Annotated in this window: 15 protein-coding genes; 4 read left to right on the plus strand and 11 right to left on the minus strand. The window is 66.3% G+C overall.

The features are described from left to right. Positions 1-98: 98 nt before the first annotated feature. From NOO62_RS23865 to NOO62_RS23890, 6 genes are all read right to left on the minus strand, one after another. Positions 99-1,505, minus strand: a complete 1,407-nt coding sequence (locus tag NOO62_RS23865) for a tyrosine-type recombinase/integrase (protein WP_268775743.1) — start codon at positions 1,503-1,505, stop codon at positions 99-101. Next, on the minus strand, positions 1,502-1,696 hold the full coding sequence (locus NOO62_RS23870) for a helix-turn-helix transcriptional regulator (RefSeq protein WP_414930872.1): 195 nt from the start codon (positions 1,694-1,696) through the stop codon (positions 1,502-1,504). The genes NOO62_RS23865 and NOO62_RS23870 overlap by 4 nt, the downstream gene beginning before the upstream one ends. Continuing rightward, positions 1,693-3,144 carry a replication initiator gene (locus NOO62_RS23875; RefSeq protein WP_268772925.1) on the minus strand — a complete coding sequence of 484 codons (1,452 nt, stop codon included), beginning with the start codon at positions 3,142-3,144 and terminating at the stop codon, positions 1,693-1,695. The genes NOO62_RS23870 and NOO62_RS23875 overlap by 4 nt, the downstream gene beginning before the upstream one ends. Positions 3,145-3,286: 142 nt before the next feature. Next, on the minus strand, positions 3,287-3,982 hold the full coding sequence (locus NOO62_RS23880; RefSeq protein ID WP_268772926.1) for a DUF2637 domain-containing protein: 696 nt from the start codon (positions 3,980-3,982) through the stop codon (positions 3,287-3,289). A 48-nt stretch (positions 3,983-4,030) separates the two neighbouring features. Continuing rightward, positions 4,031-5,437: an FtsK/SpoIIIE domain-containing protein gene (locus NOO62_RS23885; protein ID WP_268772927.1), complete on the minus strand. Its 1,407-nt coding sequence runs from the start codon at positions 5,435-5,437 to the stop codon at positions 4,031-4,033. A gap of 110 nt (positions 5,438-5,547) precedes the next feature. Beyond that, on the minus strand, positions 5,548-5,904 hold the full coding sequence (locus NOO62_RS23890) for a hypothetical protein (RefSeq protein WP_268772928.1): 357 nt from the start codon (positions 5,902-5,904) through the stop codon (positions 5,548-5,550). A 163-nt stretch (positions 5,905-6,067) separates the two neighbouring features. Between NOO62_RS23890 and NOO62_RS23895 the strand changes: the two genes are divergently transcribed. Then, entirely contained in the window at positions 6,068-6,565 is a 498-nt protein-coding gene (locus NOO62_RS23895) for an SCO5717 family growth-regulating ATPase (RefSeq protein ID WP_268772929.1), read from the plus strand. Between the two features lie 903 nt (positions 6,566-7,468). Here the strand turns inward: NOO62_RS23895 and NOO62_RS23900 are convergent. Together NOO62_RS23900 and NOO62_RS23905 are read right to left on the minus strand one after the other, a co-directional pair. Beyond that, entirely contained in the window at positions 7,469-7,714 is a 246-nt protein-coding gene (locus NOO62_RS23900) for a hypothetical protein (RefSeq protein ID WP_268772930.1), read from the minus strand. Beyond that, complete coding sequence (locus tag NOO62_RS23905) at positions 7,702-7,884, minus strand: hypothetical protein (protein WP_150477940.1); 183 nt, start codon at positions 7,882-7,884, stop codon at positions 7,702-7,704. The genes NOO62_RS23900 and NOO62_RS23905 overlap by 13 nt, the downstream gene beginning before the upstream one ends. Before the next feature lie 246 nt (positions 7,885-8,130). Here NOO62_RS23905 and NOO62_RS23910 point away from each other — a divergent pair, with 246 nt between their 5' ends. Together NOO62_RS23910 and NOO62_RS23915 are read left to right on the plus strand one after the other, a co-directional pair. Beyond that, on the plus strand, positions 8,131-8,877 hold the full coding sequence (locus tag NOO62_RS23910; protein WP_268772931.1) for an XRE family transcriptional regulator: 747 nt from the start codon (positions 8,131-8,133) through the stop codon (positions 8,875-8,877). Between the two features lie 2 nt (positions 8,878-8,879). After that, the gene (locus tag NOO62_RS23915) at positions 8,880-9,350 is read left to right on the plus strand and encodes an NUDIX domain-containing protein (protein WP_268772932.1); all 471 of its coding nucleotides are present in this window, start codon (positions 8,880-8,882) and stop codon (positions 9,348-9,350) included. Positions 9,351-9,594: 244 nt separating this feature from the next. Here NOO62_RS23915 and NOO62_RS23920 read toward each other — a convergent pair whose 3' ends face one another. The 3 genes from NOO62_RS23920 to NOO62_RS23930 form a co-directional block, all read right to left on the minus strand. Continuing rightward, complete coding sequence (locus tag NOO62_RS23920; protein ID WP_268772933.1) at positions 9,595-10,491, minus strand: DNA adenine methylase; 897 nt, start codon at positions 10,489-10,491, stop codon at positions 9,595-9,597. Beyond that, the gene (locus NOO62_RS23925; RefSeq protein ID WP_268772934.1) at positions 10,488-11,840 is read right to left on the minus strand and encodes a hypothetical protein; all 1,353 of its coding nucleotides are present in this window, start codon (positions 11,838-11,840) and stop codon (positions 10,488-10,490) included. Before NOO62_RS23925 ends, NOO62_RS23920 begins: the two co-directional genes overlap by 4 nt. An 810-nt stretch (positions 11,841-12,650) precedes the next feature. Next, positions 12,651-15,371 carry an NACHT domain-containing protein gene (locus NOO62_RS23930; RefSeq protein ID WP_268772935.1) on the minus strand — a complete coding sequence of 907 codons (2,721 nt, stop codon included), beginning with the start codon at positions 15,369-15,371 and terminating at the stop codon, positions 12,651-12,653. A 225-nt stretch (positions 15,372-15,596) separates the two neighbouring features. On the opposite strand from NOO62_RS23930, the gene NOO62_RS23935 reads away from it, so the two are divergent. Continuing rightward, positions 15,597-15,809, plus strand: coding sequence for a hypothetical protein (locus NOO62_RS23935; RefSeq protein WP_268772936.1), 213 nt, complete (start codon positions 15,597-15,599; stop codon positions 15,807-15,809). Positions 15,810-15,877 lie beyond the last annotated feature (68 nt).

Consider the following 15,877-nt stretch of genomic DNA (forward strand, 5'->3'; position numbering starts at 1 on the left):
TGATCTGAGGGGGTTTCTTCGTGTGCGAACACGGCGATTCGAACGCTGGTCGAAACGCGTGGCTTGTCTCACTGAATCTCGGGCTGGCCCGGCCCTGATCAACGCGTGTCCCCCAGGCGTCCCCCGGGGGATGAGCCGCTTCCGTGCCATTCCCGCAGGCCAGCTTCTATCTGGCGGTTCGCTCGCTCCTGCGCCTGCGCCAGGACCTTCGCGTAGACCCGGAGGAGCACGGCCACGGAGTGCCCGGCCCTACGAGCGACCTCCATCGGATCGACCCCGGAGAAGAGCCAGAAGGAGACTCCGGCACACCGAAGGTCGTATGGGCGACGAGCTAGCGGAGACGCCACCTCAATGGGGGAGAGGGCGGAGCTCCGGGCTTCTGCCCACACCTCGCCATAGCCCGTGTCTTGAATCACACCTCCGCGACTCGTGCGAAAGAGCCGCCCGTCAGGGGCCGCGCCAAAGCGTGCGAGGTGCCAGCGGAGCATGGCCACGAAGTGCGGCGGGATCGGCACCACCCGCGAGTCCCGGGCTGCTCGTGCCTTCAGGTGGCGATGCTGGTGGGCCCGGTCGTCGTCCGTCCAGCCGTGTCCTGCGTGGACGATGCCGCCGCGAAGCGTGAGCCGACCCCATCCGTGCTTAGGAAGGTGGCACTGCGACGCGGTCAGGCCCACGGCCTCGGCGGGGCGCATGGCGGCGTAGTAGAGGCATCCGAAGAAGGCTTCGAGATGGGCGCCGCGGTCGCCCTGTGCGCGCACGGCTTCGAGCAGCTTATGAACCTGTCGAGGATTCGCGACGCTCGCAGGGTCAACCTCCTCCGCTGACTTCGGAGGCGTCCACTTCACCGTGGTCAGCGGGTTCACGGGAACGCTGAAGTACCGCCGTTCCACCGCGAGCCCGAGTACGTCACTGAGGCAGGCCCGCTTGCGGTTGGCCGTACGTCCGGCCGCAGGGGAGCCATCAAGCAGTGTCGACAGAGCGTCCAGCGCCAACCGGATCGTCCCGGGGTCTTCCAGCGCCGAGACGGGTACGGAGTTCTTCTCCACCCAGCGCAGCGCGTCCGCGACCTCCGTGGGGTGCTCCTGATCCCAGCGGCTCTTGTTGTACGCCCACCCGTACAGGGCGGTGCGGAGCGCGCGAGCGGGCGGCCGGCCCACGGTCGTCTTCACTAGGGCGGGGGTGATGGTGGCCAGGGCGTCCGCGTCGTTCCGGCGGGACTTCGCGGGAAGACGGTCCCATCTGCGGTCGACGTACGCGCGTGTGTGCTCGTACCAGGTCACGGACCCGTGCAAGGCTCGGAGTTCGGAGGTGGGCAAGCCCGTCTCCACGTCGAACTGGTCGCCCTTGCGCAGGGCGGTCATCAGCTCGGAGCGCCGACCATCTGCCTGAGCTTTGAGGGTGTAGCTCTTGGAGTGCTTCTGCGGACCGACCAGCCAGCGAACGCGGTAGGGCTTGGGGCGGTCGGGGCGGGTCTCGATGCTGTAGACACGTACGTCGTAGGTCAGCACGCGGCGACCTCGCAGGTGTCCCACCACGAGTCCAGGTCGGAACGGCGGATGCGTATTTGGCCGTTGGGGAGCTTCAGGAGTCTGGGTGCCTTGCCGCGTGCGCGTAGCCGGTAGAAGGCCGCTCGCGACATGCCGAGTTCGTCGAGCGCCTCGGCGAGGGTGAGTTTGGGGTCTCGGGTGGTGCTCACAGCCACGGGTCTCCTTCCGTCTTGGCGCGTTGCTTGAGTGCTTGGTCGTGGCGGACTTGGGCGGCTAGGAGTTCTTCGCCGGGGCGGTAGCCGGTGCCGAGGAAGGTCCAAGCGGAGTCGGTGACGAGGGTGGTGGTCTCTTCGTCGGGGAGGCCGCGGCGGGCGCGGGCTGTGGCGAGGCGCCAGGCTCGGCGTACGTCGCGCAGGGCGCCGAGCGTGGTGGAGTAGGCGCGGGACTTGCTGGAGAAGTGGCCACGGAAGCCGAGCATGTGGGCCCACTTCCAGAGCTTGAGGTGGGCGAACTCCGGCAGATGGCCGAGGTCCCAGGCGGTTCGGATCATCTGGCGGGCGTGGTACTGGATAGGCAGGGCCTTGATGAGTTCGGCCTGTCCGGTGCCGTCGCAGTCGGCGCACAGGTCGAGGAAGCCGTCGGGGCCGCGTAGGTATCCGCGTCCCTTGCAGGGGCGGCATATGAGGGTGCGGTCCACGGTGCCCGCGCCTTCAGCGTTCTTGGTCGCGTACTTGGCGACGTATCCGGCGACTTTGGCGTCCGTCAGTTCGCCGTCACCGAGGGCGGTGATGGGGTCGACCTTGAACCGCTCGCCCCAGGTCATGACCCGTTCACCGATGGCGTCGGACTCGACCGTGAGCCGAGCGCGGCGGACGGCCAGGCCCACGGCGACGTTCAGGGCGTCGAAGGTGGCCCACGGGGGAGGGGCGCTCGTGTGACCGCTGGGACCGTCGAAGCGGATCACGGTGTGGAAGTGGACCAGGCCGCGTTTCTGGTACTCGGCGACCTTCGCGAAGGAGATGCGCAGGCCGGTCCTGAGTGCTTCCTGTGTCATGCCGAGGTGGGCGGCGAGGGCCCTGCGGAGGTAGATCGTGAAGCGGGCCCAGAGCTGTCCTGCGTGGGCGTTCCAAAGCACGGCACCGGTGTAGTCGTAGGTGGCGGGGTTCAGGGGCGTACCCACGAGGGGTTCGTCTTCGGTGTGGTGGGTGCCGCAGGCGCAGGGGCGGGGCTTGCCCGTCGGGTCGGTCTTGCGGTTGTGGACGGGGCCGAAGGAGGGGGCGGTGAGGGTAACGAAGGCGCGGGGGTGGTCGCGGACGGTTTCGGCGACGTTCTTGCCGCCGGAGAGTCCGGCTTTGATCAGGTGGTAGGTGTCGGCGGCGTAAATCCGTGAGCAGGTGGGGCAGCGGGAGGAGCGGCGGTTGCCGCAGGTGGTGAGGAGGCGTCCGGTCGGTTCGTCTTCGGAGCGGTAGGAGCGGACGACTTCCTTGGTCGTCTGGTCGGTGGTGACCGTCCAGCCGTGGAGGTTGACGGGGTTGGTGCAGCCGCGCAGGTCGCGGACCTGTTCGGTGACGCGGCCGAAGTTGCCGGTGTTGGCCAGGTCGATCAGGTCCCGCAAGCCGGGGCTGAGTACGTGGTGCAGGTCGAGGTGGCGGCGCATGGGTGGCGGGGTCTCCCGTCCGACGTGAGGGTGGGGCCTGCGGGCAGCAGCGATTCAGTGCGCTCGGGCTGCTGTCCGCAGGCATGACTGGCTGGCCCGGGGACGGGCGAGGTACGGAAGTGCCGGGAGGCCGGCGGGGGAGTTACAGGGCCGCGTGGAGGGCGGTGGCCATGGGCAGCCCGATGGCCAGGCGCATTTTGAGCTGAGCCGCGGTGATGGGCTCGCCGTGCTCGGCGCGGTGTGATGCGGCGATGGAGCGTGCTTCGGTCAGCAGCGGTTCGGGGACCTTCAGCGCGGGGGCGGCCGGTGCGGGCGTGGTCGAAGGCTCGGGCCGACTGGGCGTGGGAGCGGGTGCCTGGTCGTCAGCGGGGGCCGCAGGCGTGGGCGCAGGGACGGTGTCCGTGGGGGTTTCCGTGGCCGGTGCGGCGGGCTCGCTCGCGACTGCGTGGAAGCAGCGGAGGAGCTGCGGGCCGACGGCTCCCCAGCCGAGGAGCAGCAGCGGGGCCACGGCGTCGACTGCGGCACGGCCGTAGTGCTCGGCGGCGATGGGTTCGGCGATGTTGAGGGCCAGGGTCAGCAGGCCGGAGACGTGCATGAGGCGTGTGGCGGCCGTCATCTGCTCGGACGGGACGCCGCGCAGGGAGAGGTAGCGCAGGGCCACCAGGAGGCCGACCACGGACAGGTCCACCATCGGCGCGATGAGCGGGGCGATGGGGGCGGGGACGCCCAGGCGCAGGGCCAGGGACCAGACGTTGCCGAAGGAGAAGACGAACGCCAGGGCGGCGATCACGATCATCACGGCGGTGATGGTGCGCTGAGTGATGCGGTCCTCAGTCATGGGTGTTCACCTCCTTCCGGGCGAGGACGCGACGGGTGGTGCGGCAGGTCAGGCCGCCACGGGCGGGGTGGTGTCCCCCGGGCTCGTCTTGGTGAGGTCGAGGCCAGGGAGGCGGCCGGTGAGCAAGGCGGCCGGGTCGGCGGTGAGGTGGGCTGTCTGCTCGGCGATGGCCGCGCTGTCTTCGCCGGAGACGTAGGGGGTGCGGATGCGGGTGAAGCCCGGCTGTGACTGGTGGTTCATGGAGGCCACGCCGACGTAAGAGCGGTCCTGAAGATTGATCGGGTTGGCGTCGGGCCACTCCCGGATGTCCTCGCCGAGGGCGGCCACGGCCGCTTCAGCGGTCTTCTGGGCGAAGGACAGGCCGATGGGGCACACGTCGCGGATGAACGTGGGGATCGCGTCGCCCGTGGACTTCTGGGTGGCAAGGATGGTGAGGATGCCCGTGCTGCGGCCCTTCTTGACCAGGTCCTCGACGAGCCGGGCGTTCTCGGCAGCGAGGGCGGCGAGCTTCTTCGTCTTGGGGTCGCTGCCCTTGTGGTCGCGGAAGTAGGTGTGCGCTTCGTCGATGATCACGACGACGAGCGGCCATGTCGGGGACGGTCCGACCTCCCACATGCTCTGGACGCCCAGGACGCGTTCGGCGGCCGAGACGCGGGCACGGCGCAGGTCCACCAGGCGCCGGAAGAGGGCGTTGGCCTCTTCGAGGTCGTCACCGACGAAGGCGAACATCCGCTTGACGAGATGGGCGTAGTCCCCCTCCCGGGCGGTCGACACCTTGCCGTCGGCACACACGAACTGCACCGTGGGCGAGGGCGCCCAGTCGCAGATCAGACGGTTGATGAGCGAGGTCTTCCCGAAGCCGGGCAGGCCAGCCACGGTCACACCGGGGACCTGCGTCAGGTCCACGGACACCGGTTGCGCGTACTCGTCCAGGCCCAGGTCCCACCGGGCGATCTCGTCCGGCACCTCACCCGTGGGGTGGTGCTCGGCAGGGATCTTCAGCGGGTCGAGGCGGACGCCACGGATGAGGACCTGTCCGGGCTTGTCCTGGGTGACCGCGACCCGGGTGCAGCCCCAGGCGTCGGCCAGGTGAGGAGCTGCCTTCTGGAACTGTTCGAGGCCGACAGGGGGCAGGCACTTGGCCCGAGCGATCACCCCGTACGCGTCGTGCTGGACCTTCAGAGCCGGGATCAGCACGCGGGGCTTGATCGGCTTGTTGCCCGTGTTGGCCAGCGACGCCATCGTTGTCGGGGTCTTGTCCGTGACCGACAGCTTCAGCATCGGCGCGAGCCGCTTCCAGCCCCACCGCACGCGCACGGCCTGACGGATCGACTGGCGGGTCATGGCGTCAGCACGCACGTAGCGGACCACCCACCCCACGGCCCACACGGCGATCACAGCGAGGCCGACTTGTACGACGAGCGGGGCTATGCCGAACACCTCCTGCACGGACATTCATTGCTCCTGGGAGTAGTCGAGGAAGGGGAGTGCACTGGGGCGGGCATCCGGCCCGGCGTGAGCCGATGGGCAGTCGTGCTCAGCGCCGGACCGGAGGGTGGGGCCGCTCACGCCGCGTCGGCGGCCGGTGCGGGGGTGAGGAGGTCGATGCGGTCGGCGCGGTAGGCGATGCCGTCCGCAAGCGAGCCGTTGAAGATGCGGGCCCACGGGGTGGCGAACAGCTCCACCGGCTTCACCGGCAGTCCCGGCTTGAGGCCGTTGGGGAGTCCGGTCTCCGGAACGGTGATCTTCAGGGCCTCGGCGCGGTCCTCCTCCATGAAGAAGAGGGTGATCGTCATCAACTTCGCGCCGGTCTCGCGGTCGGTCGCGAACTGGGTCTTCTCGGCGTCCGCGTACTTCGGCACCGGCAGGGTGCCGACTATGAACGCAGCGGTCGGGAGCAGGCCAACACGGATACGGGCCATGACAGTTGTGTCCCTTCGGTAGGAGCCTCACCACGAGGCGGTGAGGTGCGATCTATAGAACCTCGGTGACCTAGCACTGTCAAGTATGAAGAGTGAGCTAGGTATCTAGTGACCTATGTCAGCGGGGTGTGCTAGGGCAGCTAGGGGTGGCTACTCTGAGGGCATGACTCCCGCGCCAGACAAGAAGCAGGACCGCCGGCCGCCGTATCAGCACGCTGCCGACGAGCTCCGGCGCGAGATCATGCAAGGCCGCTTCAAGCCCGGCGAGCAGATGCCGCCCGTCCGTGAGCTGCAAGAGCGTTTTGGCGTCGCCAACATGACCGCGAGAAGCGCTCTGAACGTGCTGCGGGACGAGGGGCTGATCTACACCATTCACGGCCGCGGCAGCTTCGTTGCAGACGTGGCTGTCGGCGACACCACGGGCGAGTTCGCCATCGACTACACCCCGCCTGCCTGGTACCTGGCCAACGACCCCGAACGTGAGCCGGCGGATGGTGAGAGCGGGGGCAATGAGCCCCGAACTTCGGAAACGGCCCCGCCCTCCCTCGCCGAAGTGCTCACCGCGTTGCGCGACGAGATTCGCGTACTCAGCGCCGAGCATCAGGAGTTGCGCCGGGAAGTCGAGGAGCTGAAGCAGGCTCGACACGATCCGCAGCCCTGAGTCGCGCCACCTCATTCCGTAGCTCCCGCGTCTCACGGCTGAGCCTGGCCACCATGGCCGCGATCTCACGGACCAGAGCAGACACCTCTGCGGACTCCGGGCTGTGAATGACGCTCAACTCCCCTTCTACCTGGCCTACCTGGTCGGACATATCTCCCCGTTCGCTGCCGTGCCATCGGTGCGTACTGCGCGAGCCCGAGCGCAGCGGAGCTGTTCAGAGTTTCTTTACTGGATCAAGGCGGCCCGCCTGCGGCGTGCCGCGCGCGCTGGCGGCCGGGGGCCGCCGCCGCTCCATGTCTCCGCCACCGCTCCGGCGGCCCCCCGCCACTCAGCGCGCAACAACGCCGAGACGGTCGAGGGGACCATGAAGCACCCCGACCACTTCGAGCACCAGGACCAGGCCGACGAGCACCGAACCGAGGCCGCGTCCGAATCGCCAAGGCCGGTCGGTGGCACGGGCCGTGACGTATTGAGGCAGCGTGGCTGAGACCGGCACGGGGTTGCTGGAGGCATACGTGGCGGGTGCTCGTTCGGCCGCCCCGCCGTCGTGGCTGACTTTCGGTGGCTGAGGTCAGAACTGGGGATGCACGGGCCGCGCCGCAATGCTGTTTCCTCTCCGACTTGTCTGTGTGGAGCCGGGGTTGCAGCCGAACCCGCGTTCGGGCACGCCGATCACCCCGGTACCATCGGCACCGGGGTCCTGATCAGGGCTTCCGCGACCGGACCACCCCGGAATGCTGTCCAGGCTGAGGGGTGGTCCGGTCTTTCGTTGTCGGGTGAGGGTTCAGAGAGGCAGGGCGCCGGTCGCCAGCGTGAAGCCGATGACCAGGCCGCAGGAACCGGAGATCATGATGATCAACAGAGGCCCGGTGAACTGCCCCAACCACGCGATCGCTCGTCGCATCAAGACCGCCTCCAGGCCCGCCAGGGGCGCGTGATGATCTCGCGGTAGGTGTGATGGGAGGGATGCTTGCCGCAGTGCTTCAGGACCCAGTCCTGCGGCGCCACCCAGTCCTCACTAACCGGTGACGTCTCCTTGTCCACAGCGCACTGCATCGCGTAGGTCACCGGCTCCGAGTCGGGCTCGACGTCGGGTTCGAGGGTCCATTTCTCGAACCTCAGAACCGCCCGGGTGCTCACAGCCCCCACCGCCTGTTGGCGACCGCCACCTTGGAGCTCATCCCTTCGGATTGGGTGGGTTGTCGAAGCGCGTCGGGAGGGACATCCCACTCGGTGCCCCCACCGGACGGACGAAGCTGCACGTACGGGCCCTCGTGTCCCGTGACTATGCCCGTCTTGCCAGTGCGCGTATCGACCATGAGGGTGCCGACAGCCGGAAGGGACGCGTCGTCGATCACTTCTGCCTCCTACTCGCCGACGGAGCGGATTGACGCCCAATCGGAGCGTCCGCGTCGCCCCGTAAGCAGTCGATATCCGTCCGTGCTCGTGCGCAGAAGCATCGGGTCAACAGAGGGGACCTTGGAACAACCCCCAAACCCCACTTCGGGACGTCCCGCGTCGGGTAAAACGTCCCTAGTGCCGTCCCGAGACTCAGGGGAAGACTCATGCAGAACGAGAGACTACGAGCCGTCATGGCGGCCGGAGGCTGGACGTACGCCGGACTCGCTAAGGCCGTTGAGGTCGACCCCAAGTCGGTTGAGCGCTGGGTGAATCTGGGCCGTACGCCGCGCCGTGCCACAGCCTTGGAGGCAGCTGAAGCCCTAGGAGAAGACGTGCACGCACTCTGGCCGGCGCTTCGCCAGGCCCGCGCCGCCCGCGCGATCAGCCCGGAACTCGTCGCCCTCTACGAACAACGAGCCGACCTCCCCGTATCCGCGTTCGTCGACATGATGACCCAGGCCCGCGAGCGCATCGACGTCCTGGTCTACGCGGCCATCTTCCTGCACGAGGCCTACCCGCGGCTCAACGATCTGCTGCGCGAACGAGCCGCCGAGGGCTGCTCCGTACGCATCGCAGTTGGCGACGCCGAAAGCCCGAACGTCCAAGCGCGCGGCCAGGAGGAGCGGTTCGGGCACGGCATCGAGTCCCGGTGCCGACTGGCCCTCATGCACTACCGACCTCTCGTCGGGGTATCCGGCATCGAGATAAGGACCCATGAAACGACGCTCTACAACTCCTTGTACCGCGCCGACGACCAGCTGTTGGTCAACGCCCACGTCTGGGGAGCGAACGCGTACGGTGCGCCGGTGTGGCACCTCCGCCGTAACGGGGAAGGCGGCATGTTCGACACCTACGGGCAGAGCTTCGACGCGGTCTGGGCGACGGCGAAGCCGGTACAGCAGGAGGAGTGACCATGGCGCGCACCGAGTACTACGACGACCCGAACGCCCCGAAGCCGAACAGCATGGTTGTCGCCGCTTCAGCGGTCGTCACCGACGAGCAGGGGCGCATCCTGCTTCAGCGACGCCGGGACAACGACCTGTGGGCGCTGCCGGGAGGCGGCATGGACCTCACCGATTCCCTACCGGGCACGGCGGTTCGCGAGGTCAAGGAGGAGACCGGCCTCGACGTCGAAATCACGGGCCTGGTCGGCACGTACACCGACCCGAAGCACATCATCGAGTACTCGGACGGCGAGGTCCGGCGACAGTTCAACGTCTGCTTCACCGCCCGGACCGTCGGCGGCCAGCTCGCGATCTCCAACGAGTCGACGGAGCTTCGATTTGTCCGTCCGGCGGAGCTTGGGGAGTTGCCCATGCACCACACGCAGCGGCTCAGGATCCGGCACTTCTTGGAGCACCGCGAGTGCCCATATCTCGGCTGACGGTGATGGGGCGCAACGTTAGCTAGGCGTCGGTGCGGATGCTGTCGCCGAAAGCCTAGCGGTACGTCTTTAACACGCTTACCAACTGAATTGATGGTCTATCGGGGAACTCAGACAGTTCATTCATGGGCGGACAGCCGCGGGGTGACTGTCATCACCGGGCCTATACAGGTAGCCATAAATGGCGCTGAATGAGACGGAAGATGAGGCGGGTTCCGGCGGGCAGGGTTTCGCGCTCGTCGAGCTAAACCGCCTTCTTTTTTCTTTTCGAGGTCATCCACCGATAGTTCCCCTCGCCGATAATCCCTGTGACCTCGGGAAGGATCAATCGATTTCCGAAAATGGCGTACTCCGCACCTGTGCGCTGTATCTGAGCGGTGTGCAAGATGCTGAACTCTACACAGCGGAAGCCCTTGTAGAGTTGTTCGGTAATGCGCTTATCGGCATCGTATGTCAGTAGCCAACGCAAGGGAGTTTCGCGCAGAACAATCGAGAGTTCCTTGTGATCATGCTCTGCTAGCGAGTCCATGTACAGGCGATCGCCTTGCACCAAGTATGGAGGATCCACATAGAGGAGAACCTCGTCACTCTGGTGTTCTAGTGACTTAATGAATGCTCGCGCATCAATCTCTGAGAGGGTAACCCGACTGCTGTAGCTTCCGAGGTTTCTAATTCTCTCAACCAGGTTAACTCGATTGAAGCGAGCGTCGATCTTCCAGTCGCCTGTTTGATCAAGGCCACCAATCGGTCGCGCTCGCAGGATGCCTGAGCGATTGCAACGATTTAGGAAGAATGTTGAGAAGCCAAGCTCCAGGTCGCCCCTGTCAGCAGGTGTACGATAAATTTCTGCGTGCCGATGCCATGCTTCAATGCTGACTTCTTCACGGGAAACAAGATCGACAAATTCCTCGGTATGATTAAAGATGCATCGCCACAGCGATGCCACGCCGGGGTCGAGATCGTTAATGTAGATATGTTCGACTTCGTTGTCGATCAGCAATCGCAGCGCGGCGCCCGCGCCCCCTGCGAATGCTTCTGCATACGCTTTGGGGCGCGGGCGTTGTCGCGCTAGAAGGTGCGCTACGTATGGCGCCAGGCGGGCCTTCCCGCCCGGGTAGCGAAGTGGGCTAATGTACCTCATCGCTTTTTCTTTTCCAGCAATTCATCAGCCTTAATGAGCAGTGCCGAATAGGCGGCGCTCAACTTGCGCACCTCGGAGGAGAGGGGATCATTCTGCCAGGTATGCACAAATGAATGCAGCGATTTCAAAATTAGTGCTCCGTCATCCTCTTGAGAAAACCGCCAAGCGTTCGCCAGGAGGGGATCGTCCTTCTTCGGGTCTACCTGGTTCAGGACGGCGCCGATTCTACCCTTCAGAGTGTCCTGATTCCGCCTCCACCCGAGCTTGTCAGCAACCTCAGTGACCACGATGTCCACTACCGCCCGGACCATGATGGCCGCAACGTTGGGCATCTCATCAACCTTGATCCGCTTGGCTTCCTCGATCACGTCGGACGTTCTGAGACTCGCGTGCCGGAGAGTCACGCCCTGGAAGAGTCTCTTCTCGAAGTCGGCCCGCTTCCGACGCCCCGGCTTGGGTGGCGTGTCGGAGGTCGCGTCAGACGCTTCGCCGTTATTGCCAGCGCTGTCACTGTCGGCGAACTTCGAGTACTTTTGCGGTTCCTCCAGCCGGTCGGCCAGCTTGGGGAGATCACCCTCCACCCTTTCCAGGTAGTCTTCCCGCTGCCTCTTGTTCTTGATCTGGTCTACAGAGACAGGGCCGGCGAGATCGTGGAAGAGTCGAACGAGAATGGGCCGGAGTTTATCGGCCGGATAGCTTCTGAGGACGACGTCCCCATCGAAAGAGATACCGAGCCGGTTCCGAATGGCGGGATCTGCGATCATTCTTCCCAGATTGGTGATCCGATTGCCGCGCACCGTCTGAGCATCGGACCGCAAACCCAGGTCGTCGGGGAACCAGTCATTGATTGCCTCAATGAAAAGCCGCGCTTTCTCGGTTGGGGTGGAGCGGCCGCTGAATCTACTGATCTCACCGCTGCTCCACCTGACGACCCCTACGCCGCCGTTCTCTCCGGTGTGCTTCAACCTGATCCAATGCTCGGCCTGCATCCGGCTCTCGGCCACTACACATGTAAGCCGCCGAGGGAATTCCCCGCTTTTGCCGATTGCTGCGAACTGCTTGCTCAGTTTTTCCGTGGGGGCGAGAGAGGGGTTGTGCAGCAGCTTGAGTGCTGCGACCCGACGATTTCCTTCCAGTACCACGTTCTGCGCCCCGTCGACGAGCACGATGGTCAGATCTGATGGGTTGATGCCATGCTGGCAGATGTCCCGAGCCAGCCTCAGGAGCTTGTGGTCGTCTTTCGCGAGTAGCGCAGCGATCGACTCCTCAAGGCCTCCAGTCTTGGTTGCGTACCGCGGGTTGGTTTCGTCCAGCGTCAAGGACGCTACGTGCATGCTTGCTTGCTTCATGCCGCTATGGTCCTCGTCTGGTACCGGTCTCGCACGGCATTTATCAAAACTAGATCATAATCGTCTTTCAGTACCCATCTGAAGGTTGAAATCAAGCCTTTTGGCTGAAAGGCGACGTCGCCGTATGGGTCGTGAGGCTGGCGGAGCGGGTTTGGTCGGTGTCCTGCCCGGTCTGTGGCTAAAGCTGCGGAGCCGACCGTCCAAGCCGGGCAGTGCGAGCCGAGCAGGAGGACGGCGGCACTCCTCACGCGAGGTGCTCGGTCTGCCGATTCTCAGGTCCGTTCCCGATCGCGTGGCTCACCAACTGGGTCTATGTCCGTGACAACGCCGACGCGCAGAGGCGATGAGCCGCGACCGTCAGCTAGCCGTTTGCGCAGTTGGCGAGTCAACTACAGGGCGGGAAACGCCTGTTGGGGTTGCTCGGGGTGTAGATGCCATGATGGCAAGATCCCGTCGGATGCGTCAGCAAGCAGCTCGGTTGTGTTGAATCTTCAGACGCGCCCAGCGCCCTTGGCGTCCACGCGGTGCTGGGAACGTCGCGTCTTTGATCGGATTTGAAGAGCGGGGTTGAGGAGACTCGGATGTCCGCCTCGCCGGGGCGTCCCCCATACGTCCCCCAGTGGTCACGGCAACCTGTGGATTTGCAGGTCAGGACGCGCGAAGCCAGCCCGCTGTAAATCTGCCGGCTCAGCCTTCCCAGGTTCGAATCCTGGCGCCGCCACATGAAGGTAAACCCCCTCCGAACTGCGGAAACGTAGACCGGAGGGGGTTTCTTCGTTTGTGGTCCCAGGGTCGGCGGCGGGGCGGGCGTCAGAGTGGGCCCAGGCGTCCCCGTACGACTGTCGTGGACTCCGGAAGCAGGTCCGTGCCGATGAGCGTGGTCTCCTCGGGGACACGGAGAGTGAGCAGGCTGCGGACCCGTTCCAGGGTGCTGACGTCGATGCTCGGGTGGAGCGTTTCGATGGTGAGTTCGCACAGCTTGGGGAAGAGGCTCAGCCAGTCCCACGTGGCTCCCATGTCCGCCTCCACCCACAGATGGGTGAGGCGCTGCCCCGGACATATGGCGACGAATTCGTCCACGGCGAGCTCGCCCGTGATCTTGATGTGGGAGCGGCCGCCGAAGCTGCGCAGTGCGTGCAGTTCGGGCAGCTTCGACACGGGGAAGTAGAGACCGTCTTCGTCGAGGTGGGCGACGACCTCCTGGCCGTACAGGTCCGTGTCGTACCTGTCCCACGCGCGTGCGAGCTCGTTGCGGACCCGTAGGTCCGGGTGGTCGCGGTACTTGGCGAGCAGCTCGATCGCGGCGTCCGTGGGGATCGGCGTGGCCGTGAGCACGGTGAAGTACGCCTCGTCGGCCACCGCCCAGTAGGCCGCCTCCTCCGCCACGGCCTGCGCCTTCTGGGCGTCCGTGGCGAACGGGTCCGGCGCGTTGGGGCGCGGCGGCAGCTCTCGCGGCCCGGGCAGCAACTCCAGTACGAAGGGTCCGATCGCCGCCAGCGCACGCGCCTGGTCCGGTGAGCGCGGCGGGATCAGGGCCGCCGCCCGCCCCTGCACCTCCGCCCGTACCGAAGGGGCGAGCTCGGTCGCGTGCTCCAGGCAGGCGGCCGCGAGGAGGTGCAGGCGGTCCCTGCCCTGGCGGGAAGCGTCCTCGCGCCTGATCAGGCCGGTGAGCAGGTACGTGCGCTCGGTGGGCCGCGCGTGGGCCACCGCCATCCTGATGACGTCCTCCCACTGGTCCAGGTGCGCGTTGGCGATCAGGAAGTCGAAGTCGAGCCCTTCGACGGCCGCCTTCGCCCCCAGGTAGTCCTGGAAGGTGCGGTGGACGAAATCCACGGAGTCCGCACTCGGCTCCCGCAGCAGGCCGCTACGGACGAGCAGATGCCGGTAGATGGCCTCCGGTGTGCCCTGCTCGGCGACCTTGGGCATGGCGGGCAGGACCTGGCCCAGGAGCTCCACCGCGTCGGTGCGGGTCATCTCGGAGCGGCCGTTGCGGATCATCCAGTAGGCCAGTTTCTGGATCAGCTGGATGTGCTCGGCCTCGCTGACATGGATGGGCCCGCACTTGTGGACACCGCGCTCGCGGTCGCGCCGGAACAGCAGCATCGACAGGGCCGCGTCGTAGATCTCCTTGCGGCCTTGGGGGAGGTATCCGCGGCGGTCCTGGTGCAGCGCGCAGATCAGCCCGCACATCAGCGGGTTGATCGCGAGTTTGCTCAGGTCTCGCTGGGCCCGCACCGCACGCAGCAGCTCGCTGGCGTACTGGTCGCTGATGCCGGCCGCCTTGTGCCACCGCTGGATGAACTCGGCGATGTCGTCGCGCTTCATGGGGGCCAGGTCGAGCTCGGCGAAGTCGTCGTCGTGCAGCCAGCGTTCCCGTACGGCGGACGGCCGCGAGGTGACGAGCCAGCGGTTGTCGGGGTACGCGCTCAGCAACTCCCGGAGCCAGCGGCGGGCGTCGTGGCGGTCGTCCTCGGGGATCTCGTCGATCCCGTCGATCATGATGAGCCCGCGCCCCGCCTGCAGCACCCTGTCGATCCACCCGTGCGGCTGGCTGCCCGCGATCGGGCAGTCCACGGCCGACAGGAACTTGTCGGGTGTCGGGAGAGGTGCGCCGCTGCGTGTCAGGGTGCGCAGCGGGAGCACGAACGGTACGAGTCCGTAGAGGTAGAGCAGCTGTTCGTTCAGGGACCTCTTCGCCGTGGACACCGCGAGCCACTGGATGAGCGTGGTCTTCCCGGAGCCGGCGAGCCCGCGCAGGAGTACGCGGTTGCGTCCCGCGAGGACGTGGTCGGCCGGGACCATGGTGGGCGCGGTGCTCAACACGTCGGCGGCCGCGTTCAGCCGCAGATACGCCACATCGAGCCGCCAGCTCTCCGGTGCGCCCGACAGGTCGAGGCCGAAGATGCTCAGCTTGCCGTGCTTGGTCGCGATGTAGTGCGCGTACCGGTCCTCGAAGGGGCCGTCCGCGGGCGACGGGGACCGGGTGATCAGGGAGTCGATCTTCCTGGTCAACTCCTCGATTCCGCGGCTCTGTTCCAGAAGGGTGCGCGGGACGAACGTGGACCGCTGGGTGAAGAAGTTCAGGATGTGCAGGCAGGCGGTGTCCAGGACGCCCGCGTGCAGTGTGACCGCGTCGTGGGACAGGCCCAGCGTCGCCGTCCTGTTCTGCGCGCGCAGATGCTGGGAGAGCGCCAGGTGGCCGAGGCGCACCGCCTGTACGTCGTCCATTTCGAGCGTTCCGAGGGAACGCAGCGAGTCGGTGACGGCGTGGATGACGGCTCGCTTCTCGAACGACGGAAGCAGTTCCTCCACGCCGGTGGAGTGAGCGGCCCGCTTCACCAGCTCTTCCGCGATCTTGTACAGATCCTTGTCGGAGAGCGTGCGCTTCTCGCCCCGGAAGGAGACGAGACGGGACACACGGACGGGCTTGTCGACGAGATCGGCCCCGGCGCCCTCGGGCTGGAACAGCTTTCTGATCAGCGGCCCCACGACGCTCGACGCGAGCCGGGCTCCGATCACGGCGGGTTCCATGACGGTCAGGATAGGGCTGCGTTCGCGGGGGAGTTGCTCAACCGCTCCATTGCCTGGCGTAGTTGACGTACGCGTCGTTGACCTGCGGCAACAGCCAGAACTGTGGAGGTCCGCCCCGGACGTCCTTTCGTACGCGCATCAGTGTTCGTACGTGCATCCGGCGCGCTCCGGAACGTCGCGCGGGGTCGACGAGCCGCAGGCAACCCAGGTGGGCACACTGATCACATGTCGTCCCGTCGCAGAAACTGCCCGGAGTGCCGCCGCGAGATCGCCGTCGTCGGCGGCCGCTTCGCCCGTCACGACCCGCCCGGCCCGCGCGGCGCCGGTGACCTGGTCTCCTGCCCCGGCTCCCGCAGGCAGGCCCATCTGGGCGCCGCACAGCCCGCTCTGGACGGCTACGTGGTCCCGGACCACCCCGGACAGCTCCCGCTGTTCTGAGGGGCTCTGAGGAGCTCTGAGAGGCCCTGAGGGGCCCTCAGGCGCCTTTCCCGGCCCCTACGGCCCCT

Source organism: Streptomyces sp. Je 1-369 (assembly GCF_026810505.1).
In the GTDB taxonomy this organism is placed as follows: domain Bacteria; phylum Actinomycetota; class Actinomycetes; order Streptomycetales; family Streptomycetaceae; genus Streptomyces.

What these genes read in the sequence shown, in the direction of transcription:
- NOO62_RS23875 (WP_268772925.1), bottom strand. Translation starts at nt 3,144, where the DNA reads ATGCGCCGCCACCTCGACCTGCACCACGTACTCAGCCCCGGCTTGCGG.
- NOO62_RS23880 (WP_268772926.1), bottom strand. Translation starts at nt 3,982, where the DNA reads ATGACTGAGGACCGCATCACTCAGCGCACCATCACCGCCGTGATGATC.
- NOO62_RS23885 (WP_268772927.1), bottom strand. Translation starts at nt 5,437, where the DNA reads ATGTCCGTGCAGGAGGTGTTCGGCATAGCCCCGCTCGTCGTACAAGTC.
- NOO62_RS23890 (WP_268772928.1), bottom strand. Translation starts at nt 5,904, where the DNA reads ATGGCCCGTATCCGTGTTGGCCTGCTCCCGACCGCTGCGTTCATAGTC.
- NOO62_RS23895 (WP_268772929.1), top strand. Translation starts at nt 6,068, where the DNA reads ATGACTCCCGCGCCAGACAAGAAGCAGGACCGCCGGCCGCCGTATCAG.
- NOO62_RS23905 (WP_150477940.1), bottom strand. Translation starts at nt 7,884, where the DNA reads ATGGTCGATACGCGCACTGGCAAGACGGGCATAGTCACGGGACACGAG.
- NOO62_RS23910 (WP_268772931.1), top strand. Translation starts at nt 8,131, where the DNA reads ATGCAGAACGAGAGACTACGAGCCGTCATGGCGGCCGGAGGCTGGACG.
- NOO62_RS23915 (WP_268772932.1), top strand. Translation starts at nt 8,880, where the DNA reads ATGGCGCGCACCGAGTACTACGACGACCCGAACGCCCCGAAGCCGAAC.
- NOO62_RS23920 (WP_268772933.1), bottom strand. Translation starts at nt 10,491, where the DNA reads ATGAGGTACATTAGCCCACTTCGCTACCCGGGCGGGAAGGCCCGCCTG.
- NOO62_RS23925 (WP_268772934.1), bottom strand. Translation starts at nt 11,840, where the DNA reads ATGAAGCAAGCAAGCATGCACGTAGCGTCCTTGACGCTGGACGAAACC.
- NOO62_RS23930 (WP_268772935.1), bottom strand. Translation starts at nt 15,371, where the DNA reads ATGGAACCCGCCGTGATCGGAGCCCGGCTCGCGTCGAGCGTCGTGGGG.
- NOO62_RS23935 (WP_268772936.1), top strand. Translation starts at nt 15,597, where the DNA reads ATGTCGTCCCGTCGCAGAAACTGCCCGGAGTGCCGCCGCGAGATCGCC.